At 73.1% G+C, this 23496-nt stretch carries 16 protein-coding genes; 4 read left to right on the top strand and 12 right to left on the bottom strand.

Features of this window, described 5'->3' with window-relative positions; translation table 11 throughout:
* The first annotated feature begins 91 nt into the window (after positions 1-91).
* Genes GA0070616_RS23810 through GA0070616_RS23800 form a run of 3 tightly spaced genes read left to right on the top strand, consistent with a single transcriptional unit; the run spans position 92 to position 4457 of the window.
* Entirely contained in the window at positions 92-2686 is a 2595-nt protein-coding gene (locus tag GA0070616_RS23810) for a cation-translocating P-type ATPase (RefSeq protein WP_175440189.1), read from the top strand.
* A 33-nt stretch (positions 2687-2719) separates the two neighbouring features.
* Positions 2720-3613, top strand: a complete 894-nt coding sequence (locus GA0070616_RS23805) for a universal stress protein (RefSeq protein ID WP_091087558.1) — start codon at positions 2720-2722, stop codon at positions 3611-3613.
* Between the two features lie 4 nt (positions 3614-3617).
* Positions 3618-4457: a universal stress protein gene (locus GA0070616_RS23800; protein ID WP_091087555.1), complete on the top strand. Its 840-nt coding sequence runs from the start codon at positions 3618-3620 to the stop codon at positions 4455-4457.
* Between the two features lie 125 nt (positions 4458-4582).
* Here GA0070616_RS23800 and GA0070616_RS23795 read toward each other — a convergent pair whose 3' ends face one another.
* Positions 4583-5209 (bottom strand): DNA-3-methyladenine glycosylase, encoded by a 627-nt coding sequence (locus GA0070616_RS23795; RefSeq protein ID WP_091087551.1) that lies wholly within the window; start codon positions 5207-5209, stop codon positions 4583-4585.
* 103 nt (positions 5210-5312) lie between these two features.
* On the opposite strand from GA0070616_RS23795, the gene GA0070616_RS23790 reads away from it, so the two are divergent.
* Positions 5313-7871 (top strand): AMP-binding protein, encoded by a 2559-nt coding sequence (locus tag GA0070616_RS23790; RefSeq protein WP_425413009.1) that lies wholly within the window; start codon positions 5313-5315, stop codon positions 7869-7871.
* A 124-nt stretch (positions 7872-7995) separates the two neighbouring features.
* Here the strand turns inward: GA0070616_RS23790 and argH are convergent, their stop codons facing one another.
* The 11 genes from argH to pheT form a co-directional block, all read right to left on the bottom strand.
* Positions 7996-9459 (bottom strand): argininosuccinate lyase, encoded by a 1464-nt coding sequence (gene argH / locus GA0070616_RS23785; RefSeq protein WP_091087548.1) that lies wholly within the window; start codon positions 9457-9459, stop codon positions 7996-7998.
* An 8-nt stretch (positions 9460-9467) separates the two neighbouring features.
* Positions 9468-10679 carry an argininosuccinate synthase gene (locus GA0070616_RS23780; protein WP_091087544.1) on the bottom strand — a complete coding sequence of 404 codons (1212 nt, stop codon included), beginning with the start codon at positions 10677-10679 and terminating at the stop codon, positions 9468-9470.
* Positions 10676-11191 carry an arginine repressor gene (locus GA0070616_RS23775; protein WP_091087540.1) on the bottom strand — a complete coding sequence of 172 codons (516 nt, stop codon included), beginning with the start codon at positions 11189-11191 and terminating at the stop codon, positions 10676-10678. Before GA0070616_RS23775 ends, GA0070616_RS23780 begins: the two co-directional genes overlap by 4 nt.
* Positions 11188-12156 carry an ornithine carbamoyltransferase gene (gene argF, locus GA0070616_RS23770; RefSeq protein WP_091087536.1) on the bottom strand — a complete coding sequence of 323 codons (969 nt, stop codon included), beginning with the start codon at positions 12154-12156 and terminating at the stop codon, positions 11188-11190. The genes GA0070616_RS23775 and argF overlap by 4 nt, the downstream gene beginning before the upstream one ends.
* Positions 12153-13334 carry an acetylornithine transaminase gene (locus GA0070616_RS23765; RefSeq protein ID WP_091087533.1) on the bottom strand — a complete coding sequence of 394 codons (1182 nt, stop codon included), beginning with the start codon at positions 13332-13334 and terminating at the stop codon, positions 12153-12155. Before GA0070616_RS23765 ends, argF begins: the two co-directional genes overlap by 4 nt.
* Entirely contained in the window at positions 13331-14218 is an 888-nt protein-coding gene (argB, locus tag GA0070616_RS23760) for an acetylglutamate kinase (protein WP_091087530.1), read from the bottom strand. The genes GA0070616_RS23765 and argB overlap by 4 nt, the downstream gene beginning before the upstream one ends.
* A 114-nt stretch (positions 14219-14332) precedes the next feature.
* A complete protein-coding gene (gene argJ / locus GA0070616_RS23755; protein WP_091087526.1) occupies positions 14333-15505 on the bottom strand; it encodes a bifunctional glutamate N-acetyltransferase/amino-acid acetyltransferase ArgJ in 1173 nt (390 codons plus the stop codon).
* Positions 15502-16503: an N-acetyl-gamma-glutamyl-phosphate reductase gene (gene argC, locus GA0070616_RS23750; protein ID WP_091087523.1), complete on the bottom strand. Its 1002-nt coding sequence runs from the start codon at positions 16501-16503 to the stop codon at positions 15502-15504. The genes argJ and argC overlap by 4 nt, the downstream gene beginning before the upstream one ends.
* Before the next feature lie 172 nt (positions 16504-16675).
* Entirely contained in the window at positions 16676-20062 is a 3387-nt protein-coding gene (locus GA0070616_RS23745) for a P-loop NTPase (RefSeq protein WP_091087520.1), read from the bottom strand.
* Between the two features lie 3 nt (positions 20063-20065).
* Positions 20066-20749, bottom strand: coding sequence for a hypothetical protein (locus GA0070616_RS23740; RefSeq protein ID WP_091087516.1), 684 nt, complete (start codon positions 20747-20749; stop codon positions 20066-20068).
* A gap of 188 nt (positions 20750-20937) precedes the next feature.
* Positions 20938-23484 (bottom strand): phenylalanine--tRNA ligase subunit beta, encoded by a 2547-nt coding sequence (gene pheT / locus GA0070616_RS23735; protein ID WP_091087513.1) that lies wholly within the window; start codon positions 23482-23484, stop codon positions 20938-20940.
* Positions 23485-23496 lie beyond the last annotated feature (12 nt).

The raw sequence follows: 23496 nt of genomic DNA, 5'->3' as shown, positions 1-23496 counted from the left end.
GGGTGGGTCAGGGTGGAACGGGTGGCACGCCGTCGGGGTGTGCCGGCGCGGCGGACGGTGGCGACGACGCGCGCGGAACGGAGGCGTACCGGTGGGCACTGACACCGTGACCAGGGCGGCGGGCCGGGCCGGGCTCAGCTCGGCGGAGGCCGCCGCACGGCTGCGTACCGACGGCCCCAACGCGGCGGCCCCGCCGCCGCGCCGACATCTGGCCACCCGGGTCCTGCGTCAGCTCACCGACCCCCTGGTCGCGCTGCTGCTGGCCGCCGCCGTGGTCACCACCGCGCTGCGGGACTACCCGGACACGGCGGTGATCGTGCTGGTCGTGCTGGTGAACACGGCGATCGGGGTGGTGCAGGAGGTCCGCGCCGACCGGGCGATCGCCGCGCTGGACCAGCTCGCCGCGCCCACCGCGCGGGTGGTCCGCGACGGCCAGGACGTGGTGCTGCCCGCCGCCGAGCTGGTCCGGGGCGACCTGGTGCGGGTGGAGGCGGGCGACGTGGTCCCCGCCGACCTGCGGTTGACGGAGGCCAGCCGGCTGCACCTGGACGAGTCCGCGCTGACCGGCGAGTCGGTGCCGGTCGGCCGGGGAGCCGACGAGGAGGCCAGCGCCGGCACAGTGGTCACCACCGGCCGGGCCACCGGCACGGTGGTGCGCACCGGCGCCGCCAGCGCGCTGGGCCGGATCAGCGCGCTGGTCGCGGCCACCCGCCCCGCGGCGACCCCGCTGCAACGCCGCCTCGCGGCGCTGGGCCGGCTCCTCGGGCTGGCCGCCGTGGCTCTGTCCGGCCTGGTGTTCGTCGTCGGAGTGGTCGGCGGGCGACCCGTGGTGGACATGGCGGTCACCGCGGTCAGCCTGGTGGTGGCGGCGGTGCCGGAGTCACTGCCGGCGGTGGTCACCCTCGCCCTGGCGTTGGGCGCCCGGCGGATGGCCGGCTCCCGCGCCATCCCCCGCCGGCTGCACGCCGTGGAGACGCTCGGCTCGGTCACCGTGATCGCCTCCGACAAGACCGGCACCCTCACCGAGGGGCGGATGGCGGTGCAGCACGCCGTCACCGCCGTCGGCGACCGGTACGGGGTCACCGGCACCGGCTACGCCCCGCACGGTGAGGTGCACCGGCAGGGCCGGGCGGTGGCCGTACCGGACGAGCTGCGCCACCTGGCGCGGGCCGGGCTGCTGTGCAACGACGCCACCCTCGCCCCGCCGGACGACGAACGGCCGGAGTGGACGGCGGTCGGCGACCCGCTGGAGGCGGCGCTGGTGACGTTCGCCGCCCGGTGCGGGCTGGACCCGCAGCAGACCCGGGCGGCGTGGCCGCGGGTGGCCGAGCACCCCTTCGACCAGGACCTGCGGCGGATGACCACGGTGCACCGGTCCTGCGGCCGGTACCTGGTGGTGTGCAAGGGCGCACCGGAGAACGTGCTCGCCGCGCCGCTGGTGGACGCGTCGCCGGAGGAACTCGCCGAGCTGACCGCCACCGCCCACCGGCTCGCCGGGGAGGGGCTGCGGGTGCTCGCGGTGGCGACGGCGCTGGTGGACGGCCCGCCCGCCGACCCGGCCCGGCCGACCGGGCTGCGCCCGGCGGGGCTGGTGGCCGTCGGTGACCCGCTGCGTGCCGGTGCCGCCGACATCGCCGGCAGCTTCGACGCCGCCGGGGTCCGGCTGGTGCTGGTCACCGGCGACCACCCCGCCACCGCCGCGGCCATCGGGGGACAGCTCGGCCTGTGGCGCGCGGGCGACCCGCTGGTACGCGGCGACGACGGCGACCCGGCCGACGCGCACCCGCACGCCCGGGTGTTCGCCCGGACACAGCCGGAGCAGAAGCTCGACATCATCGCCGGTCTCCAGTCCCGGGGGCACGTCGTCGCGATGACCGGCGACGGTGTCAACGACGCCCCGGCGTTGCGTCGGGCCGACATCGGCGTGGCCATGGGAGGCGGCACCGAGGTGGCCCGTCAGGCCGCCGACCTGGTGCTCGTCGACGACGACCTGTCCACGGTGGCCACCGCCATCGGTGAGGGGCGGCGCATCTACGACAACATCCGCCGGTTCCTGCGCTACGCCCTCGCCGGTGGCGTCGCCGAGATCGCGGTCATGCTGCTCGGACCGCTGTTCGGGCTGCCCGTGCCGCTGCTGCCGGCGCAGATCCTCTGGATCAACCTGCTCACCCACGGCGTGCCCGGCGTGGCGCTCGGGGCGGAACCGGCGGAGCCCGGCACCCTGCGCCGCGAACCCCGTTCCCCGCAGGAGTCGGTGCTCGGTGCGGGCCTCGGCCGCGACGTCCTGGTCATCGGCACGCTGATCGCCGCCGTGGTGCTGGGGGCGGGCGTGGCGGCCGCCCGGTGGGACCGGCCTTGGCAGTCGGTGGTGTTCGTGGTCCTCGGCCTGGCGCAGCTGGGCGTGGCCCTGGCTGTGCGGGCACCCCGGCAGGCGGGTGAGCACCGTGGCAACCTGGCCCTGCCGCTGGCGGTGGCGGTGTCGGCGCTGTTGCAGGTGGCCGGCGTGCTGGTGTCGCCGCTGCGGGACCTGCTGGGCACCGACCCTCTGGGGGCCGTCGACCTGCTCGCCTGCGCCGCCGTGGCCACCCTGCCGGGGCTGGCGCTGCGGCTGGCCCGCCGACCGCTGGCCGGGACGAAGGTCCCGCCGCGCGGGCCGGGCGTACCTGACCGCGCGGAGTCCCGGTAAGGCAGGCTGTAGGCGGAGACGAAGGAGGACATCATGAACCTCAACACCGGCGCCCCCGTCGTGGTGGGTGTGGACGGTTCCGCCGTCGCGCTGGACGCCGTCCGGGCGGCCGCCCGGACGGCGGCTGCCCGGCACCGGCCGCTGCGGGTGGTGCACGCGTTCATCTGGCCGCTGATGGGTGTTCCGCTGGACCCGGCGCCGGGCGCGCCGGCCGACGGCGGCCTGCGCAACCAGGCGGAGAAGGCGCTCGAAGAGGCCGTCGCCGAGGCCGGGAAGGTGGCCCCGGAGGTTCCGGTGACCGGTGCCGTCGTCGACGGCGCCCCCGTGTCGGTGCTGCTGGACGAGGCCCGCGACGCCGCGCTGATGGTGCTCGGCAACCGGGGCCTCGGTGGTTTCGCCGGGTTGCTGATCGGCTCGGTCACCGTGCAGGTGTCGGCCCGGGCGCAGTGCCCGGTGCTGGTGGTGCGGGGCGAGTCCCGCGCGGACGGGCCGGTGGTGGTCGGCGTGGACGGTTCGGAGCTGTCCACCGAGGCGATCGGGTTCGCCTTCGAGGAGGCGTCCCGCCGCGGCACGGCACTGGTGGCGGTGCACGGCTGGCTGTACCCCACCCCGGTGGGCCCCGGAGACATCCTGCCGCTGGTCTACGACCTGGACGCCTACGGCGCGGAGGAGGAACGGGTCCTCGCCGAGTCGTTGGCCGGCTGGGCCGAGCGCTATCCCGACGTGACGGTGCACCAGCGGTTGGTCCGCGGTTCCGCCGCCCGGATCCTGGTCGAGGAGTCCCGGTCGGCGCAGCTGGTGGTCGTCGGGGCGCACGGGCGCGGTGCACTGGGCGGCCTGCTGCTGGGCTCGGTGAGCCACGCCGTGCTGCACCACGCGCACTGCCCACTGGCGATCGTGCGGCCGCGTCCGGCCACGGGGGCGTGATCTGATGGAGCATCCGATCGTGGCGGGGGTCGACGGCTCCCCGCCGAGCCTGGTGGCGGCGGAGCAGGCGGCGCAGGTGGCCGGGTGGCGGTCCCGGCCGCTGCACCTGGTGCACGGCTACCTGCACGCGCTGGGCCACGGCGTGCCGATCAACCCGTACGAGGTGGGGCTGCCGGCGCCGTCCGAGGACGCCCAGAAGATGCTGGAGCAGGTCGCCGGGGACCTGACCGGGCGGTGGCCGGACCTGACGGTCGAGGTGCGCCAGGTGGCGGGCGGCCCGGGTGCGACGCTCGTCGAGGAGTCGCAGCGCGCCGACCTGGTGGTGCTGGGCAGCCGGGGGCTGGGCGGCTTCGCGGGGCTCCTGCTGGGCTCGGTGGGCACCCAGGTGGCCACGCATGCGCACTGCCCGGTGCTGGTGGTCCGATCCACCGACCAGCCGGTGCCGGTCGACGGCCCGGTGCTGGCCGGCGTGGACGGCTCGGAGTCCGCCGAGTTGGCCGTCGGGTACGCCGCCGACGAGGCGGCCCGCCGTGCGACCACCCTGGTGCTGGTGCACGTGGCCCGTGACGGCGACGACACCGACGACCCGGCCGGGCTGCTGGCCACCGCGGGCGCGGCGGCGCGGGGCAGCCGGGCGGGCCTGGTGGTCGAGGAACGGCTGCTGCGCTCCGACCGGCCCGACCGGGCGCTGGTGGAGGCGAGCGCACAAGCCGCGCTGGTGGTGGTCGGGTCCCGGGGGCGGGGCGGGTTCGCCGGCCTGCTGCTCGGCTCGGTGGGGCAGACGCTGGTGCAGCACGCGCACTGCCCGGTCCTGATCGCCCGTCCGCACGGTCACGCCGGCTGAGCGCACGTCGTCGGGCCCGCCCGCCTGGTCGTGCTGGGGAGTCGGCCCCCAGCGGGTCACGGGTGGGTCCGCCCGGCCCTACGTGGTCACGGGCGGGCCCGCCCGACGCTTCGGGGCACGGACCGTCATCCCGCCGACGTCGTGGCCGGTGGCCGGCGGCGGGGGACGTGCCGCCGGTAGGTACTGACCGTCGGGTCTCCGGTGATCCAGAAGCGCCACGGCACCTCGTGCGCGGCGGCCACCCCGACACGCGGGCCGGCCGAGACGTCCGACGGCACCACCGGGCGCGTCGGTGGGGTCAGCAGCAGCGGCCCGCCACCGTCGACCATGCAGGTGCCGTTCGCCGCCGCCGGCACGCCGAGCGCGACCACCAGCCGGGCGGGCCCGCGCGCCAGGTCGCGGTCGGGAACGTCGCCGCGCCGGGCGCGGGCGGACTCGTGTCCGGCGACGACCTCACCGGCCCGCAGCAGCACCGCGGCGGCCTCCCCCGCCGCTCCGCAGACCACGTTCAGGCACCAGTGCATGCCGAACACGAAGTACGTGTAGGCGTGCCCCGGCGGCCCGAACATGACCTGCGTCCGCGGGGTGGGCCCGCGGTGCGCGTGGGAGGCGGCATCCTCGCCCGTGCCGGCGTACGCCTCGACCTCCGTCAGCCGGACCCGGACGTCGCCGCACGTCACCTCCCAGCCGAGCAGGGTGCGCGCCGTCCCGGCGACACGGGCGGCGGGGGCGTGCAGCCAGGCGTGGTCCACGGCACCAGGAAAGCCGTCCCGCCGCCGATCGGCAACCCGGGCCGGTGTGACCCCGCCCGCCCTACCTGCCGCTTAGGGCTGCCTTACCTTAGGGTGGGTGCCCGTGGCACCCCGGTCCTCCCTGCTCCCGGCCGCGCGGACAGCACCGCGCGCGGTCCCCTTCGTGCGCGACCTGGCCGACCACGGCGACCGGCCGGCGGTCGTGACCCGGCACGGGGACGTCAGCTACGCCGCGCTCGCCGAGCGGGTGGCGGCCGTAGCCGACGGCCTCGGCACCGTGCGACGTCTCGTGCTGGTGGTCGGCACGAACACGGTGGAGTCCCTGGTCGCCTACCTGGGTGCGGTGCACGGCGGGCACCCCGTGCTGCTGGTGCCGGACGGGCACGACGCCGCACTGGCCGCCCTGGTGGCGGCGTACGACCCGGACGTCGTCCTCGCCCCGGCCGGCGGGTGGGCGGTCGACGAGCGCCGTCCGGGCACGGCTCACGACCTGCACCCCGACCTGGCGCTGCTGCTGAGCACGTCCGGTTCCACGGGTTCGCCGAAGCTGGTCCGGCTCTCGCACACCAACCTGCAGGCCAACGCCGAGTCGATCGGGCGGTACCTGGGGATCCGGCCGACGGACCGGGCGATCACCTCGCTGCCCCTGCACTACTGCTACGGCCTGTCGGTGGTGCACAGTCACCTCGCCCGGGGCGCGACGCTGGTCCTCACCGACCTGTCCGTCGCCGACGCCTGCTTCTGGGAGCTGTTCCGGGACGCGCGGTGCACCACCCTGGCCGGCGTGCCGTACACCTTCGAGCTGCTGGAGCGGGTCGGGTTCGCCGGGATGGACCTGCCGCACCTGCGCTACGTGACCCAGGCCGGGGGCCGGTTGGCTCCTGACCGGGTACGCCGCCTCGCCGAGCTGGGCCGGCGCGCCGGCTGGCGGCTGTTCGTCATGTACGGCCAGACGGAGGCGACCGCGCGGATGGCGTACCTGCCGCCGGAGCTGGCCGAAGACCATCCGGCGGCGATCGGGGTGCCGGTGCCCGGCGGCGCGTTCGAGCTGGCCCCGGTGGCCGACCAGCCCGACCCGGCTGTCGGCGAGCTGGTCTACACGGGCCCGAACGTGATGCTGGGCTACGCCGAGGGTCCCGGTGACCTGGCCCTGGGGCGTACCGTCGACGTGCTGCGCACCGGCGACCTGGCCCGCCGTACCCCCGAGGGCCTGTACGAGATCGTCGGCCGGCGCAGCCGGTTCGCCAAGATCCTGGGGTTGCGCGTCGACCCGCAGCGCGTGGAGGCGCTGCTGGACCGGCACGGGGTGGCGGCCACCTGCGTGGGCGGCGACGACGACCTGGTGGTGGCGGTCGTCGGCACGCCGGACGAGCGCCGCGTCCGTCGACTGGTAGCCGACGAGGTGGGTCTGCCGCCGCACGCCGTGCGGGTGCTGGCGCTGGCGGAGCTGCCCCGACTGGCCAGCGGCAAGCCCGACCTGCCGGCCCTGCGGGCCCTGGCCGCGACGCCCGCGCCCGCCGCCGGGCGGGACCCGGTCGACGACGGGCGGGATCCGGTCGGCGACGGGCGGGATCCGGTCGGCGAGCTGTGCCGGTTGTACGCGCAGGTGCTCGACCGCGACGACGTCACCGCCGGGCAGAGCTTCGTGGACCTGGGCGGGGATTCCCTGTCGTACGTGCAGATGTCGGTCCGGCTGGAACGGGAGCTGGGTCACCTGCCCGCGAACTGGCACACCCTGCCGATCGCGGAGTTGCGCCGGGCCGCCGGCCGTCCCCGGCGACGACGGTCGTTGGAGACCAGCGTCGCCCTGCGCGCCGCGGCGATCGTGCTGATCGTCGGCTCGCACATCCCACTGTTCACGGTCACCGGCGGCGCGCACCTGCTGCTCGGCGTCGCCGGGTTCAACTTCGCCCGGTTCCAGCTCACCCCCGCCGGCCGGATCGACCGGCTGCGGCAGATCGGGGCGAGCCTGGCCCGCATCGTGCTGCCGACGGTGGCCTGGATCGGCGCGGTGATGCTGGTCAGCGACCAGTACGGCCCGAGCACCCTGCTGCTGCTGCACAGTCTGGCCGGCCCGCCGGACTCCGCCACGGGGTGGCACTTCTGGTTCATCGAGGCCGTGGTCTACCTGCTGGTGGGGTTGACGGCGCTGCTCGGTCTGCGTCGGGTGGACCGGCTCGAACGCCGGTACCCGTTCGCGCTGCCGCTGGGCCTGACCGCCCTCGGCCTGCTCGGCCGCTACGACGTGTTCGGCCTCGACGCCCGCCACGATCTGCCGACGGCACTGGTGGCCGGCTGGTTGTTCACTCTCGGCTGGGCGGCCGCCCGCGCCGACGGCGTACGGCAGCGGCTGCTGGTCACGGTCGCGGCGGCGGTGACCGTGCCGGGGTTCTTCGGCCAGCCGTCCCGCGAGGCGCTGGTCGTGGCCGGTCTGGCCCTGCTGGTCTGGCTGCCGAGCGTGCCGAGCCTCGGCGTCGTCAACCGGGTCGCCGGGGTGCTGGCGGGCAGCTCGCTGTACATCTACCTGACGCACTGGCAGGTGTACCCGCACCTGCGGGACGTGCCGCTGCTGGCGCTGGCCGCCTCCCTCGCCGTCGGCGTCGCCTACGCCATGGTGGTCGACCGGGTGGGACGCCGGATCAGCGCATCAACGAAACGTTGACAGCCACCCCGCACCTGCCCGCCTCGCATCAGGGACGCCAGGTGAGCCTGGAGCAGCAGCCACCGTGGGAAGGCGACAAGGAGGTGCGGGTCGGCGCGAGTACCGTCGCGCCGACCCGTCGGCCTCAGCGGGGCACCACCCGCTCGGCGGCCCACGCCCGCCAACCGGCCAGCTGGTCGGCGGCGGCGGCGAGCTGGTCGGCCACCGGGCCGGGGCCGGTGGAGCCGGGCGTGATCCGGGCGGCGAGCGCCGAGCGGACCGACAGCACGTCCCGTACGCCCGGGTCGAGGTGCTCGCTGACCGCGGCGAGATCGCCGTCGCCGACCTCGTCCAGCTCACAGCCGCGGGCCACGCACAACGCCACCAGCTTCCCGGTGATCTCGTGCGCCTCGCGGAACGGCACGCCCTTGCGCACCAGCCAGTCGGCCACCTCGGTGGCCAGGGAGAACCCGACGGGCGTGGCGGCGACGAGCCGGTCCACCCGGACCGTCATCGTGGAGATCATTCCGGCGAGCGCGGGCAGCAGCAGCTCCAGCGTGTCGACCGCGTCGAAGGCGGGTTCCTTGTCCTCCTGCATGTCCCGGTCGTAGGTCATCGGCAGGCCCTTGAGCATGGTGAGCACGCTCATCAGCCCCCCGACGAGCCGACCCGACTTGCCCCGGGCCAGCTCGGCGATGTCCGCGTTCTTCTTCTGCGGCATGATCGACGAGCCGGTGGCGAAGGCGTCGTCCAGCTCCACCCAGCCGAACTCCTGCGACGTCCACAGCACCACCTCCTCGCCGAGACGGGACAGGTGCACCCCGACCAGCGCGGTGACGAAGAGGAACTCGGCGACGAAGTCCCGGTCGGCGACGGCGTCCATCGAGTTGGCGAAGGAGGTCCGGAAGCCCAGCTCCTTCGACACCGCCACCGGGTCAAGGGGCAGGCCCGACCCGGCGAGGGCACCCGCCCCCAGCGGGCTGACGGCCGTGCGGTGGTCCCAGTCGCGCATCCGCTCCAGGTCGCGCAGCAGCGGCTGCACGTGGGCGAGCAGCCAGTGCCCGAAGGTGACCGGCTGGGCGTGCTGCAGGTGGGTCATCCCCGGGGCGGGGGTCGCCACGTGCCGCTCCGCCTGCTCCACCAGCGCCTCGGCCAGCTCGACCAAGCGGGCGGCCACCCCCCGGGCGTGGTCGCGCAGGTAGAGCCGCAGGTCCGTGGCGACCTGGTCGTTACGGGACCGGCCGGCGCGCAGCTTGCCGCCGAGGCTGCCGAGGCGTTCCAGCAGCCCCCGTTCCAGGGCGGTGTGCACGTCCTCGTCGTCCACCGTCGGGCGGAACTGGCCGGAGGCACAGGCGGCCTCCAGGTCGTCGAGGGCGGCGAGGATCCGGCCCAGTTCGTCCGGGTCGAGCAGGCCCGCGCCCGCGAGCACCCGGGCGTGTGCCCGGGAGCCCGCGATGTCGTACGGGGCCAGCCGCCAGTCGAACTGGACGCTCACCGACAGCCTCGCGAGGGCCTCGGCGGGGCCACCGGCGAACCGGCCGCCCCACAGGCTCGTCCGGTTGGTGGCGGCGCTGTTCTCGGTCAGGCTCTTGTCATCCACGCTGCCCATTTTGTAGGTCACGACGACGTCCCGTTCAGCCGGGCGTCCCGCGCGGCGGCCATCCTGCTCGGCAGACCCCACAACTGCACGAATCCCCTGGCCAGCGACTGGTCGAAGGTGTCGCCGGTGTCGTAGGTGGCGAGGCCGAAGTCGTACAGGCTGGCCTCGGAGCGCCGCCCCGTCACGGTGGCCCGGCCGCCGTGCAGGGTCAGCCGCACCTCGCCGCAGACGTGCCGCTGGGCGTCGCCGATGAACGCGTCCAGGCTGTCCTTCAGCGGCGAGAACCACAGGCCGTCGTAGACCAGTTCACCCCAGCGCTGGTCCACACCACGCTTGAAGCGGGCGAGATCCCGCTCGACCGTCACCGCTTCCAGCTCCTGGTGGGCGGTGATCAGCGCGATCGCGCCCGGCGCCTCGTACACCTCGCGGCTCTTGATGCCGACCAGGCGGTCCTCGACCATGTCGAGCCGGCCCACGCCCTGCGCACCGGCCCGCCGGTTCAGCTCCAGGATCGCCTGGTACGGGGTCACCGTCTCACCGTCGATCGCGACCGGGTCGCCACCGTCGAAGGTGATGACGACCTCGTCGGCGTCGCGCTCCTGCGCCGGGTCGCGGGTGTAGGCGTACAGGTCCTCGACCGGGCCGTTCCAGATGTCCTCCAGGAAGCCCGTCTCCACCGCGCGGCCCCACAGGTTCTGGTCGATCGAGTACGGCGACTTCGCCGACACGTCGATCGGCAGGCCCTTCTCCTCGGCGAACGCGATCGCCTTGTCCCGGGTCCAGGCGAAGTCCCGGGCCGGCGCGACGATCCTCAGGTCGGGGGCGAGCGCGCCGAGGCCGGCCTCGAAACGCACCTGGTCGTTGCCCTTGCCGGTGCAACCGTGCGACACGATGGTGCCGCCGTGCCGGCGGGCCGCGGCCACCAGGTGCTTGACGATCAGCGGTCGGGACAGCGCCGACACCAGTGGGTAGCGGTCCATGTAGAGGGCGTTGGCCCGCACCGCGGGCAGGCAGTAGTCGGCGGCGAACTCGTCGCGCGCGTCGACCACCTCGGACTCCACCGCGCCGCAGTCCAGGGCACGCTGCCGGATGGCGTCGAGGTCCTCACCGCCCTGGCCGACGTCGACCGCCACGGCGATCACCTCGGCGCCGGTGCGTTCGGCAAGGTAGGCGATGGCGACGGAGGTGTCGAGACCTCCGGAGTACGCCAGGACGACCCGCTCGGTCATGGTGCGGTGTTCCCTTCGACGGTGTCGACGCGGCGGGCCCAGCCGGCGAGCTTGTCGCCGAGCGCGGCCCCGCCGTCGGCCTCGCGGGCCACGACGAGGATGGTGTCGTCGCCGGCGATGGTGCCGACGACGTCGGGCAGGCCCGCCCGGTCCACCGCGCTGGCCAGGTAGTGGGCCGCGCCCGGCGGGGTGCGCAGGACGGCGATGTTGCCGCTGGAGTCGACCCCGTTGAGCAGCTCGTGCAGCAGCCGGACCAGCCGCGCGGGGGCGGCCTCGGCATCGCGCAGCGGCCGGTGACCGTCCTCCGGGATCAGGTAGACACCCCGCCCGTCGCCGCCGCGCGCGGTGACCGCGCCCAGTTCCTTGAGGTCGCGCGACAGGGTCGCCTGGGTGGCCTGGATGCCGTCGCTGGCGAGCAGGTCGGCCAACTCGGTCTGCGAGTGGATCGCCCGGTCGCGGATCAGCTCGACGATGCGGGCGTGCCGGGCGGCACGGGTCAGCGGCGTGGTCACGATGTCTCCCTGGTGGCGGCGGGCGACGCCGCCGGGTCGGGGATGCTGGCCTCCAGCAGGAACGTCAGCAACGCCTTCTGGGCGTGCAGCCGGTTCTCCGCCTGGTCGAACACCGCACTGCACGGGCCGTCGAGCGCCTCGTCGGTGATCTCCTCACCGCGGTGCGCGGGCAGGCAGTGCAACACGATCGCGGTCGGCGCGGCGTGGGCGAGCAGCGCCTCGTTGACCTGGTACGGCAGGAACGGGGTGATCCGGTCCCGCCCGTCGCCCTCCTGCCCCATCGACGTCCAGGTGTCGGTGGCGACGACGTCCGCGCCGCGTACCGCCTCGACCGGGTCGACCAGGGCGCGGACGCTGCCCCCCGTAGCGGAGGCGATCTTCTCCGCCCGGGCCACCACGTCGGGATCGGGCTGGAAGTCCGCCGGCCCGGCGACCCGCACGTGCATCCCGGCCGTGGCGCCGGCCAGCAGGTACGAGTGGGCCATGTTGTTGGCGGCGTCGCCCACGTACGCCAGGGTCCGTCCGGCCGTCCCACCGCACCGCTCGCGGACGGTGAGCAGATCGGCCAGCAGCTGGCAGGGGTGGTAGCCGTCGGTGAGGGCGTTGACCACGGGCACGGTGGCCCCCTGCGCGACCTCGGCGATCCGGTCGTCGCCGTGGGTGCGCAGCACGATCGCCGCGACGTACCGGGACAGCACCCGGCCGGCGTCGGCCAGCGTCTCGCCCCGGCCGAAGTGGGTGGCCTGGGCGTCCACGACGAGGGGATGGCCGCCGAGTTCGGCGATGCCGACGTCGAAGGAGATCCGGGTACGCAGGCTGTGCTTGTCGAACAGCACGGCGACCGACCGCGGCCCGTCGAGGGGGCGGTACGCGAACCGGTCGGTCTTCATCCGCGCCGCGAGGTCGAGGACGGCGGCCTGCTCGGCGGGCGACAGGTCGTCGTCGGCCAGGAAGTGCCGGATCATTCGGGGGCCTCCGTGCTGCTCGCGGTCAGGGCGGTCGGAAGGGCGGCGAGGAAGGCGTCGGCCTGGGCCGCGGTGAGGATCAACGGTGGGGCGAGCCGCAGCACGTCCGGCTGCACCGGGTTGACCAGGAAGCCGGCTTCACGCAGCGCACCGGCCGCCACCGCCGACACCGGGGCGGTCAGCACGATCCCGAGCAGCAGGCCCGCACCCCGCACTTCGCCGACCAGCGGATGGTCGAGCGCCTCGATGCCCCGGCGCAGCCGTTCGCCGACCCGCTTGACGTGGTCGAGCAGCCCTTCGCTGGCGATCGTGGACACCACCGCGAGGGCGGCGGCGCAACTGACCGGGTTGCCGCCGAAGGTGGTGCCGTGCGAGCCGGGGCCGAGCAGTTCGGCGGCCCGACCGAAGGCGACGGTGGCGCCGATGGGCAGCCCGCCGCCCAGGCCCTTGGCCAGGGTCACCACGTCCGGCTCGACGCCCTCGGCCTGGTGGGCGAACCAGTGCCCGGTGCGGCCGACACCCGTCTGCACCTCGTCGAGCACCAGCAGTGCGCCGTGCCGGGCGGTGATCCGCCGGGCCTCGGCCAGGTAACCGGCGGGCGGGACGACGACGCCGTTCTCCCCCTGGATCGGCTCCAGGATCACCATGGCGGTGGCGTCGGTGACGGCCGCCGCCAGGGCCGCGACATCGCCGTACGCGACGTGGGTGACCTCGCCGGGCAGCGGGCGGAAGGGGTCGGCCTTGGCCGGCTGCCCGGTCAGGGCGAGGGCACCCATGGTGCGGCCGTGGAAGCCGCCGACGGCGGCCACGACGTGGGTACGGCCCGTGCGCCGGGACAGCTTGAAGGCTGCCTCGTTGGCCTCCGCGCCGGAGTTGGCGAGGAAGACCCGGCCCGCCCGGCCGGCCAGGGCCAGCAGCAACTCGGCCAGGGCCACGGGCGGCTCGGCGACGTACAGGTTGGAGACGTGCCCGAGGGTGGCGACCTGCTTAGACACGGCGGCCACCACCGCCGGGTGGGCGTGGCCGAGAACGTTGACCGCGATGCCGCCGAGCAGGTCGACGTACTCCCGACCGGCCTCGTCGACCACGACGGCGCCGCAGCCGGACACCAACGCCAGCGGCGGCGTGCCGTAGTTGTCCATCATGGACTGCTGCCAGCGTTCGACGAGCATACTCATGAGGGGATCACCATCGTTCCGAATCCTTCCGAGGTGAACACCTCGAGCAGCGTGGAGTGGGCGACGCGGCCGTCGACGACGTGTGCGGTGGGCACTCCCTGGCGGACCGCGCGCAGGCAGGCCTCCATCTTCGGCACCATGCCCGACTCCAGGGTCGGCAGCAGCTTCGCCAGGTCGTCGGCCGTGATCTCGCTGACCAGGCTCGACGTGTCGGGCCAGTTGGCGTAGAGCCCCGGCACGTCGGTGAGCACGACCAGCTTGCGGGCCCCCAGGGCGACCGCGAGCGCGGCGGCGGCGGTGTCGGCGTTGAGGTTGTGCAGCACCCCGTCGACGTCCGGCGCGACGGTGGAGATCACCGGGATGCGGCCGGCGGCGATCAGGTCGGTCACCGCGGAGACATCCACCGACTCCACGTCGCCGACCTGCCCCACGTCGACCGGCTGCCCGTCGACGTACGCGGGCCGCCGCACGGCGGTGAACAGCCCGGCGTCCTCCCCGGAGAGGCCGACGGCGAGCGGACCGTGGGCGTTGATCAGACCGACCAGTTCCCGGCCGACCTGGCCGACGAGCACCATCCGCACGACGTCCATCGCCTCCGGGGTGGTGACCCGCAGGCCGCCCCGGAACTCGCTGTCGATGCCGAGCCGGCCCAGCATCGCCGAGATCTGCGGGCCGCCACCGTGCACCACCACCGGCTTGAGGCCGACGTACCGCAGGAACACCATGTCGGCGGCGAAGGCCCGCCGCAGCTCGGGGTCGACCATGGCGTTGCCGCCGTACTTGACCACGACGATGGAGCCGGAGAAGCGGGCCAGCCACGGCAGCGCCTCGATCAGGGTGGCCGCCTTGGTCTGGGCGCGGGTTAGATCGGAGGTCAGGCTCACCGGGTCGACCCTTCGTTCACGACTGCGGGACTCCGCTGCGCTGCATTCCTCGCGCTCACCGGGCCAACCCTTCGTTCACGACTGCGGGACTCCGCTGCGCTGCGTTCCTCGCGCTCACGTTGAATACGCCGAGTTCTCGTGGACGTAGGCGTGCGACAGGTCGTTGGTCCACACCGTCGCCTCGGCCGTGCCGGCGTGCAGGTCGATGCGGATGGTGACGTCGCGGCCGGTGAGGTCCACCTTCGACCGGTCCTCGGCGGCGGCCCCGCCCCGGCAGACCCAGACCCCGTTCACCGCCACGTCGACGGCGTCGGGTTCGAAGGCGGCGGTGGTGGTGCCCACGGCGGCGAGGATCCGCCCCCAGTTCGGGTCGTTGCCGAACAACGCGGTCTTCACCAGGTTGTTGCGGGCCACGCTGCGGCCCACCTCGACCGCGTCGTCCTCGCCGGCCGCACCGACCACGTCGATCGCGATCTGCTTGGTGGCGCCCTCGGCGTCGGCGAGCAACTGCTGGGCCAGGTCGTGGCAGGCCGCCGTGACCGCCACCGTCAGTTCCGCCCCGGTCGGCTCGATGCCGGAGGCACCGCTGGCCAGCAGGAGCACCGTGTCGTTGGTGGACATGCAACCGTCGGAGTCGACCCGGTCGAAGGTGACCCGGGTGGCCGCGCGCAGGGCCGCGTCGAGGGCGTCGGGGCCGGCCACCGCGTCGGTGGTCAGCACGCAGAGCATGGTGGCCATGGCCGGGGCCAACATGCCGGCGCCCTTGGCCATGCCGCCGACGGTCCAGCCGCTGCCGTACGCCACGGTGGTCTTCGGTCGGGTGTCCGTGGTCATGATGGCCTCGGCGGCGGCCTGCCCACCGTCGCGGGCCAGGCCCCGGATCGCGGCCCGCACGCCCGGCAGCAGCCTGCCCATCGGCAGCCGCTCCCCGATGAGGCCGGTCGAGCAGACCGCCACCTCACCCGCGCCGAGCATCAGCCGGGAACTGGTCGAGGTGAGCGTGGCGGCGGCGTCCTCGGCGGTGGCGTGGGTGTCCTGGAAGCCGGCCGGGCCGGTGCAGGCGTTGGCCCCACCCGAGTTGAGCACCACGGCCCGGACCACGCCGCCCCGGACCACCTGCTGGGTCCAGAGCACCGGCGCGGCCTTGACCCGGTTGGCGGTGAACACCCCGGCCACCCCGGCGTCAGGACCGTCGTTGACCACGACGGCGACGTCGGCGGCGCCGCTGCCCTTCAGCCCGGCGGCCACCCCGGCCGCCCGGAACCCACGAGGCGTCGTGACGGTCATGGCGCGGTCCCCCAGACGGACAGGCCCGTGGTCTCGGGCAGGCCGAGCATGATGTTGGCGTTCTGCACCGCCTGCCCGGCGGCGCCCTTGCCGAGGTTGTCGAGCGCCCCGACCACGATCATCCGGCGCGAGTCGACGTCGACGGTGGCCTGCAGGTGGCAGGAGTTCGAGCCGAGGGTGGCGGCGGTGTGCGGCCACCGCCCCTCGGGCAGCACATGCACGAACGGCGCGTCCGCGTACGCCTCGGCGAGCACCGTCCGTGGGTCGACCCCCCGCGCCGGCACGGCGGTCACCGTGGCCAGGATGCCGCGCGGCATCGGCGCGAGGACGGGGGTGAACGACAGGCTGGTCGCGGCGGTGGCCTGCTTTATCTCGGGTACGTGCTGGTGGGCCCCCACCCGGTAGGGCGACAGGTCGCCCATCACCTCGCTGGCCAGCAGGTGCGCCTTGGCGGCCCGGCCGGCGCCCGAGGTGCCCGACGCGGCCACGACCACCACGTCGGCGGGCTCGGCGGCACCGGCGGCGATCAGCGGGGCGAGGGCGAGGGTGATGGTGGCGGCGTAGCAACCGGTGTTGGCGACCCGGGTGGAGGCGGCGATCAGCTCCCGCTGACCGGGCAGTTCCGGCAGGCCGTAGGTCCACGGGCCGGCATGGGTGCCGCCGTAGTAGTTGGCCCAGTCGTAGGGGTCGGCGAGCCGGTGGTCGGCCCCGAGGTCGACGATGCGCACCTCGGCTGGCAGGCGTGCCGCGAGGGCGGCGGACTCGCCGTGCGGCAGGGCGAGGAAGACCAGGTCGGCGTCGGCCAGCCGGTCGGCGTCGGTCTCGCCGAGCACCAGATCCAGCCCGGTCAGCTGGGGGTGCACGGTGTCGACGCGGTGCCCTGCCTGGCTGTGTGCGGTGGCGGCGACCAGGTCGAACTCGGGGTGCCCGGCGACCAGGCGCAGCAGCTCGCCACCAGCGTAGCCGCTCGCCCCGGCGACCGCGACTCGGATTCCCATACCTACCTCCGCATGACTATGCAGTGAGGCTAGCCCCTCCGGGCCGCCGCTGCAAGTTCATGCGTCATGCTGTATGGAAATACTCAGGGTCGAAGCGCTCCTACCCCACCCTCCGCATGCGGACCGGCACCGCGAACCGCGGCATCCCGCTGTGCACGCTTGACGACGCTCGTTACAGCGGAATCGAGACGTCTTCTTCGTCCTCGTCCGCTCGGACCATCCGCTCCAAGGGGCCGGTGCAGCGATTCGCCGCCGCCCGGAACTCGCCGTTCATGTCCAACAGGCGATGCCCAACCTCAATCCAACGCAGGATGCGACGAGCCGTGTTCTGTCGCTCGTCGTTCGTGAAGAACGTTCCACGCTGCAGCCAGTGGGTTCCATCCTTGATGATCGTCACGATCGTGTGCGGCGATCGGGCGCCTTCCTGCAAGGCGATCCGCTCAAGCTCCCGGAACGCGTCGACCGCCTCGTCGTGCCGGCCCACGTCAGACGGGTTCTGAATAGCCAGTCGCAGGTAAACCATGGCCCAGGTCGTGACGACCTTGAAGTGGTTCTGCCCACCCTCGCATCCGCGGGAGGTCTCCAGGAACGTCGCAGCAAGATCGAGGTTGCGCTGCTCGAGCTCGTACGAGCCGCATTGGAGCCAGTAGTGGAAGTCATCCTTGAGGTAGTCGTGCAGCAGGTGGTAGATGTCCCGTACCGACTTGACCGGAAGTCCGGACTTGATCATCACTCGGTGATTGATCAGGGCCACCATGGCCCGCCGCGTCGGATCGTTACGGTTCGTGATGCCAGCGCCGCGTTGCACGTAGAACAGCAGCAGCCGCTCAAGGAGTTCCTGAAAGTAGACCTTGTCATCCCGAATGAACTTCTCCATCGCCTCGGCAACGACGCGGTGCCGGGTGCGGATGTGGCCCGACTCCCGGCGCACCAGCATTCTGCGGCCCGAGACGAGCCTCTCGATGGCGCGGTTGACGCCTGGATCGGGTGGCCCGTCCGAGGCGATCTGCAGTAGGGCGTTCTGCGGCAGGGTCAGCGAGCGATCCTCGTACTGCAGGGCCTCGAACAGGCACACCGTCGCATAGATGTCTCGTTCACGGGCGTCGAGCTGAGCGAACTCGCTGCTGACCCGCTCTTCGAACCGGTAGCCGGTGATCACCTCCACCATCGCCGCCATCAGGTCACGGTCAGAGACCTGACGCAACCGCTCCACCCGTGCGTCATGCAGCCTGTACTGCTTGAGCTTGCCAAGTTGCCGGAACGATTCCAGTCGGTGCACCAGGGCGTTCAGGTCGTCGTCGGTCAGTCGCAACGGTGGTACCCGGACCAGCCCGGGCACCCCGTCGAGAAGGTGGCCCCGGGTACTGCGGATGGTGGCGGCCACGAGGACGTTGCCTCGCTGGCCCAGCCGCGTCATCAGTCGTGCCGCTTCCGCACCGAAGATGTCCACGTCGTCGATGAGAACGGCGTCCAAGCCCAGTTCGAGGCACTCGTTGAGAACGTCATGGCTCGACCTGGTGGTCGCCCTGTCCACCCATCCCACTGCCAAGCCACGGGCGTGCAGCGTAACCGCGAACTGCATCAACGTCGTCGACTTGCCGGTGCCGGAGCGGTCGTTGAGGACCACTACCGGCTTCCGGGCCCCTCCCGCATCCGCCCGTTCGACCATTGCACCAAGGGACGAGAGGGTCGCTGGGATCTCCTCCTTGACGTCACCCCAGGTGGGATCCGTACCACGCAGGTAGAAGGGGTCACCCGGCGGTGCCGCTTCCAGCAATGTCGACACCAGCTGCACACCTGCGTTGGTGTCGAGGACGGAACGCATCCGGGCGCGGAGCTGACGGCCCCGCCGCATTGGTTCCCTCGTCATCCCCAGCCGCTCCCGAGCTACCTCGGCGAGGCTTGCCTGGATATGGGCACATCCACCGCCGGCCAGTTTCCACAGAGCGGTCGGATCCGACCCCGGGGCCACCACGAAACGGGGGTAAGGGGACTTGATGTCACTGTCAGAGATCAGCGCGTCGAGGTAGAGCGACAGGTGCCCGCTGCTCAGCGCACCGGCCGCGAACACCACCGGATGTGTTATCGCGTCCGCCTTCATCTGGCGGAACCACTGGGCCCGCCACCCGCGCCCCCGGTCGTCGATGTCGAAGCTGACCGGAGCGGCGGCGTTGCCCGGGGCGATGCCATTCATCGCCACCACCTCGAGTTGTGGTCGGCCCCGGCCGGGCGGATCCCGGTACGCGTCAACGATCACCATGTTGGCATCGATGTCCATACGCATAGAAAGGTCCTGGAATATGTTCGTCCCCGTGCAGTCGTACACCCGGTACCACGGTGCCAGGAGCAGGCGCAGTGCGGTTTCGTTGAGCATCGAGCCGTCGCTGACGAGCATGCCGGCGATGGTGCGTCTCACCAGCGAGGGATCCGTCTGCCGCAGGCGTTGCATCACCGTGGCCAGGGCTACCCGCCCACCGGTGACATCCGCGGGTAGCTGTGTCACCAGCGCCTCGAAGACGTCGTCCGCGCTACCCAACGGGCTCGACCACTCCCCCTTCGACTCGCTCTCTATTCCAGAAGTCAGCACGAGAACCGCGTGGCCGGTGGCCAAGGCCAGATCCAACTCGGCAAGCAGATCTCTCGTCGCGGAGGTCACCGAGGCAACGACCGCCTCCGGTTCGTCGATCATCACAGTGGAGGTCGCAGCCGGACGACGCCGGGCCACTGCGGCTGCGCGACCATCGAGCTCGGTCAGCCGAACGGCACCATTCACTCCGGTGTCAGCGACGAGAAGATGGGCACCGGATTCGACAGCCCACCACTCGGCCACTTCTCCAGTACCGACGCCCCCGGCGATCGCCACCACCGGAGAACTCACCACCTCGGGCAGTTCAGCCGTCAGGGGCGCAAAGACGGCGACAGCCTCGACTGGCCCCTCCCATGCTCCAGTCGCCGCTTCCACTTGCCGCTGGCTCACCTCGGCGAGATCCGTCGTCGCATCGGAAGCGATCATGCGAAAGGCGCTGTTGACGGTTGCCAGCCCGAGCCTGCGCCCCTCGGTGCCGATCACCAGCCCGCCTTCTCCGGGCAACAGCCCCGGCCGCCAGCTGGCCTCTGTCGCGTACCCGTCGTACCACTCGATGAAGGGCCGGAACCCCGTCCGGATCGCTTCCCGCACATCAGGGGTCTCGTCGTTCCAGAAGCTGTCCCGTACCATGGGCCAAAGGTCGGTGAGGGATCGCACGGTCACCAGCGCGGAAGGCATCGGCAGTCGGTCTCCGGGCCCGGGCACAGCCAGCACCGCAGGCAGTTCCGTGGGCACCGGAGCGTTACAGCACTCGGTCAGGATCCGATCTACCAGCTCAGACACCGTGGCGTACTCGCTGAAGTCCGCTGACATCGTCAGGTTGCCGATGAGGATTACGGCGTCCAGCGCCCCGCCTGCCCGGTGGAGCCTGGCGACGGCTGCCAGACACGAAGTCGCCAGCTCACCGACAGCGGATGCCACCGAGGGTGCACCCCGGACAATGAGCAGGGTGGGATCGCTGCCAAGGGTCACAGCTCAGCTCTCCTTCGTAAGCAGTACCGACACCGAGTTCCTCGGAATGCGCACCTTGACATCGCGGCGGTCACCGCAGCTGAACAATGTGACCGCAACGAACTGACTCCGTACCGACAGCACGTCGATCTCGCCTTCGACCCTGCTCACCTCCGCCCCACACAGGGCAGCGAGGCTCACCCGCGCGTCCGACTTGAGAATGAGGACACCCCGGCGCGACTTGTCCGGGTGTTCGACGAACAGCGCGAGGCTGAAGGTCAGCAAGGTCGCCGCGAGCGCGAGGACCGACAGCCCGTTCGCCACCGACTGTCGCCGGTCAACCTGCCGCGCCTCCGCATCTCCTCTCTTGAGAACCTCCTCAATCAGCGTCTGGGCGTTGCGCGCCTGCCGTGCTGCCGTCGGCGGTGGCGGTACGACCGTGGCGATTGCCCGGACGTAGAGGGTCGCGGCGCCGAGCCACAACGCCACCGCGGCACAGGCGGCGATCCGCGTCGCCGTCGCGGTGGTGGCCAGCGAAGTCAGTGTGAACGTCGCCACCAACGCCCCAGCGAACACCGTCACCACGGACTGGGCCGCCTGTGCCCGAGTTCGGGCCCCGGCCGCAGCCCGGACCCGATCCGGGTAGTAGGCCTGGATCACCGCGTCCTGCACCGACGTCAGGAGTTGCTCAGAAGGGGAATCCGACATGAGTGCCTCTCGTCCTGCGACTGTCGGAGGACTCTATGCACTCGCCGACCCGCGGCAGCTTCCCTTGTACGAATGCCGACAACAGCTCATGCCTACCATCCGGCGAACGTCGTCGACAGCTCCAGCACCTAGAACGCCGACCGGTGCCCGGGTCCCCGCGTCGCTCGCGAGGACCCGGGCACCGAGGATCAGACGCCGCGCAGGGTGGCGCCGAACCGTTCCGCCGCCACGGCCACCGCCGCGTCCCGGGCCGCCACCGCCTCCTCGACGGTCAGCGTCCGGTCAGGAGCCCGGAAGGTGAGCTTGTACGCCAGCGACCGGCGGCCCACGCCGAGCTGCTCGGAGGCGTACACGTCGAACAGGCGCACCGACTCCAACAGGTCCCCGGCACCCTCGGCCAGGGCCCGCCGCACCTCGGCCGCCGGCACCCCGGCGTCGAGCACCAACGCCACGTCGATCAGCGCCGGCGGGAACGTCGACACGGTCGGCGCGGGCGCCAGGTCCGGAGCGGGCAGAGCGTCCAGGTCCAGTTCCATGGCACTGGTGCGCCGGGGCAGTTCCAGCGTGGCCAGGACCGTCGGGTGCAGCTCACCGGCGTGGCCGACGACGACGCCGTCGACCAGCAGCGCGGCGCACCGGCCGGGGTGCCAGGGCGCGTACTCGGCGGCCCGCACCTCGACCCGATCGGCCGGGACGCCCGCGACGGCCAGCACCTCCCGGCCGGCTTCGACGGCGTCGGCCCAGCCTGCCGCCCGACCCGCACCCCACCAGCCGGCCGGCTCGACGTCGCCGGTGAGCACCACCGCGACGTGCCGGGGCTGGTGCGGCACCACGGCGTCGGCCGCGGCGAACTCGACGTCGGTCGGCCGCCGGTCCACGCCCATCGCCGGTGGGGCACCGGCACCGGGACGCGGGTGGAAGACCGTGCCGATTTCGTACAGCGCCAGGTCGCGCAGGCCCCGGCCGAGGTTGCGCCGGACGGTGCCGAGCAGCGGACCGAGCAGCGTGGTGCGCAGCAGCGGCTCCTCCTCCGACAGTGGATTGGCCAGTCGCACCGCCTGCCGGCGCGGGTCGTCGGCCGGCAGGTCGAGCTGGTCGGCCAACTCGGCGGAGACGAACGGGTGCGCCACGACCTCGACGTACCCCCGCTCCGCCAGCGACCGGGACACCGCCCGGTGGCGACGCTGCTGCCAGGTCAGGCCGCGTCCGGGGGGCGCGGTCGGCAGCACCGACGGCACCCGGTCGTACCCGTCGAGGCGGGCCACCTCCTCGACCAGGTCGGCCGGGTCGGAGAGGTCGGGTCGCCAGCTGGGCGGGGTGACGACGAGCACCTCGTCGCCGCCGGCCGCGACACCCACCTCGCCGGCGTCCTCGGCCAGCCGGTCCACGCCCCGCGTCACGGTGCAGCCGACCCGCTCGAGCAGGGCGACGACCCGCTGGGCGGGATAGGCCACACCGATCCGGCGGCCCGGCAGGTCCACCGACAGGGTCACCGGGGTACGCGGCCGCACGTGGTCGACGTCCAGGATCTCCGTTCCGGCGGTGCCGCCACCGTGCACGGTGAGCAGCTGGACCGCCCGGTCGACCGCGACCAGCGGCAGCGCCGGGTCGACGCCCCGCTCCCACCGCTTCGCGGCTTCGCTGAACAGCCGGTGCCGGCGGGCGGTGCGCCCCACCATCACCGGATCCCAGTGCGCCGCCTCGAACAGCACGCTGGTGGTGCCGGCGACGACCTCGCTGGTCTCCCCGCCCATCACGGCGGCCAGCGAGATCGGGCCGGTGTCGTCGCAGATGACCATGTCCTCGGCGGCGAGAACCCGGCCGACCCCGTCGAGCGTGGTCAGCTTCTCCCCCGCCTCGGCGCGGCGGACCACCAGCGGGCCGGTGATCCGGTCGGCGTCGAAGGCGTGCATCGGCTGGCCGAGTTCGAGCATCACGTAGTTGGTGATGTCGACGGGCAGGGAGATGCTGCGGATGCCGGCGGTGGTGAGCCGCTGCCGCATCCAGGCCGGGGTGGTCGCGGTCGGGTCGACGCCGCGCACCATCCGCGCGGCGAACCGGTCGCAGCCGACGGTGTCGCGCACCTGGACCGGGTACGCCGGTTCGGCGGTGGCGCCGGGTGCCGCCGCCAGACCCGGGTCGCGGAACGGCACGTCCAGGGCGTGTGACAGCTCACGGGCCAGGCCGCGCAGGCTCATCGCGTACCCCCGGTCGGGGGTGATCTCCAACTCCAGCACGACGTCGTCGAGCCCGACGACGGGCCGCGCGTCGTCGCCCGGCCCGCCGGGGGCGTCGGCGGGCAGCACGATGATGCCGGAGTGGTCGTCGCCCAGGCCCAGCTCCTGGGCCGAGCAGATCATGCCCGCGGACATCCGGCCGTAGGTCTTGCGGGCACCGATGGCGAAGCCGCCGGGCAGCACACCGCCGGGCAGCACCACCACGACCCGGTCACCCGGGGCGAAGTTGCGGGCCCCGCAGACGATCTCCTGCAACTCGCCGGTGCCGTTGGCGGCGCCGACGTCGACCAGGCAGTGCCGGATCGGCTTCTTGAAGCCGGTCAGCTCCTCGATCTCGCGGACCTCGCCGACGACCAGCGGGCCGGTGACCGTGGCCCGCAGGTCCACGACGGAGTCGACCTCGATGCCGAGGTCGACCAGGGCCTGTTCCAGGTCGCCGGTGGGCAGGTCGGTCGGGATGTCGACGTACTCCCGCAGCCAACTGACAGAAACTCGCATGACTCAGACCAC

This window comes from Micromonospora nigra, from assembly GCF_900091585.1.
Taxonomy (GTDB): domain Bacteria; phylum Actinomycetota; class Actinomycetes; order Mycobacteriales; family Micromonosporaceae; genus Micromonospora; species Micromonospora nigra.
The sequence above is the reverse complement of the archived record's forward strand: the minus strand, read 5'-3'. Positions and strand labels throughout refer to the sequence as shown.

What these genes read in the sequence shown, in the direction of transcription:
- GA0070616_RS23805 (WP_091087558.1), top strand. Translation starts at nt 2,720, where the DNA reads ATGAACCTCAACACCGGCGCCCCCGTCGTGGTGGGTGTGGACGGTTCC.
- GA0070616_RS23800 (WP_091087555.1), top strand. Translation starts at nt 3,618, where the DNA reads ATGGAGCATCCGATCGTGGCGGGGGTCGACGGCTCCCCGCCGAGCCTG.
- argH (WP_091087548.1), bottom strand. Translation starts at nt 9,459, where the DNA reads ATGGGCAGCGTGGATGACAAGAGCCTGACCGAGAACAGCGCCGCCACC.
- GA0070616_RS23780 (WP_091087544.1), bottom strand. Translation starts at nt 10,679, where the DNA reads ATGACCGAGCGGGTCGTCCTGGCGTACTCCGGAGGTCTCGACACCTCC.
- argF (WP_091087536.1), bottom strand. Translation starts at nt 12,156, where the DNA reads ATGATCCGGCACTTCCTGGCCGACGACGACCTGTCGCCCGCCGAGCAG.
- GA0070616_RS23765 (WP_091087533.1), bottom strand. Translation starts at nt 13,334, where the DNA reads ATGAGTATGCTCGTCGAACGCTGGCAGCAGTCCATGATGGACAACTAC.
- argJ (WP_091087526.1), bottom strand. Translation starts at nt 15,505, where the DNA reads ATGACCGTCACGACGCCTCGTGGGTTCCGGGCGGCCGGGGTGGCCGCC.
- argC (WP_091087523.1), bottom strand. Translation starts at nt 16,503, where the DNA reads ATGGGAATCCGAGTCGCGGTCGCCGGGGCGAGCGGCTACGCTGGTGGC.
- GA0070616_RS23740 (WP_091087516.1), bottom strand. Translation starts at nt 20,749, where the DNA reads ATGTCGGATTCCCCTTCTGAGCAACTCCTGACGTCGGTGCAGGACGCG.
- pheT (WP_091087513.1), bottom strand. Translation starts at nt 23,484, where the DNA reads ATGCGAGTTTCTGTCAGTTGGCTGCGGGAGTACGTCGACATCCCGACC.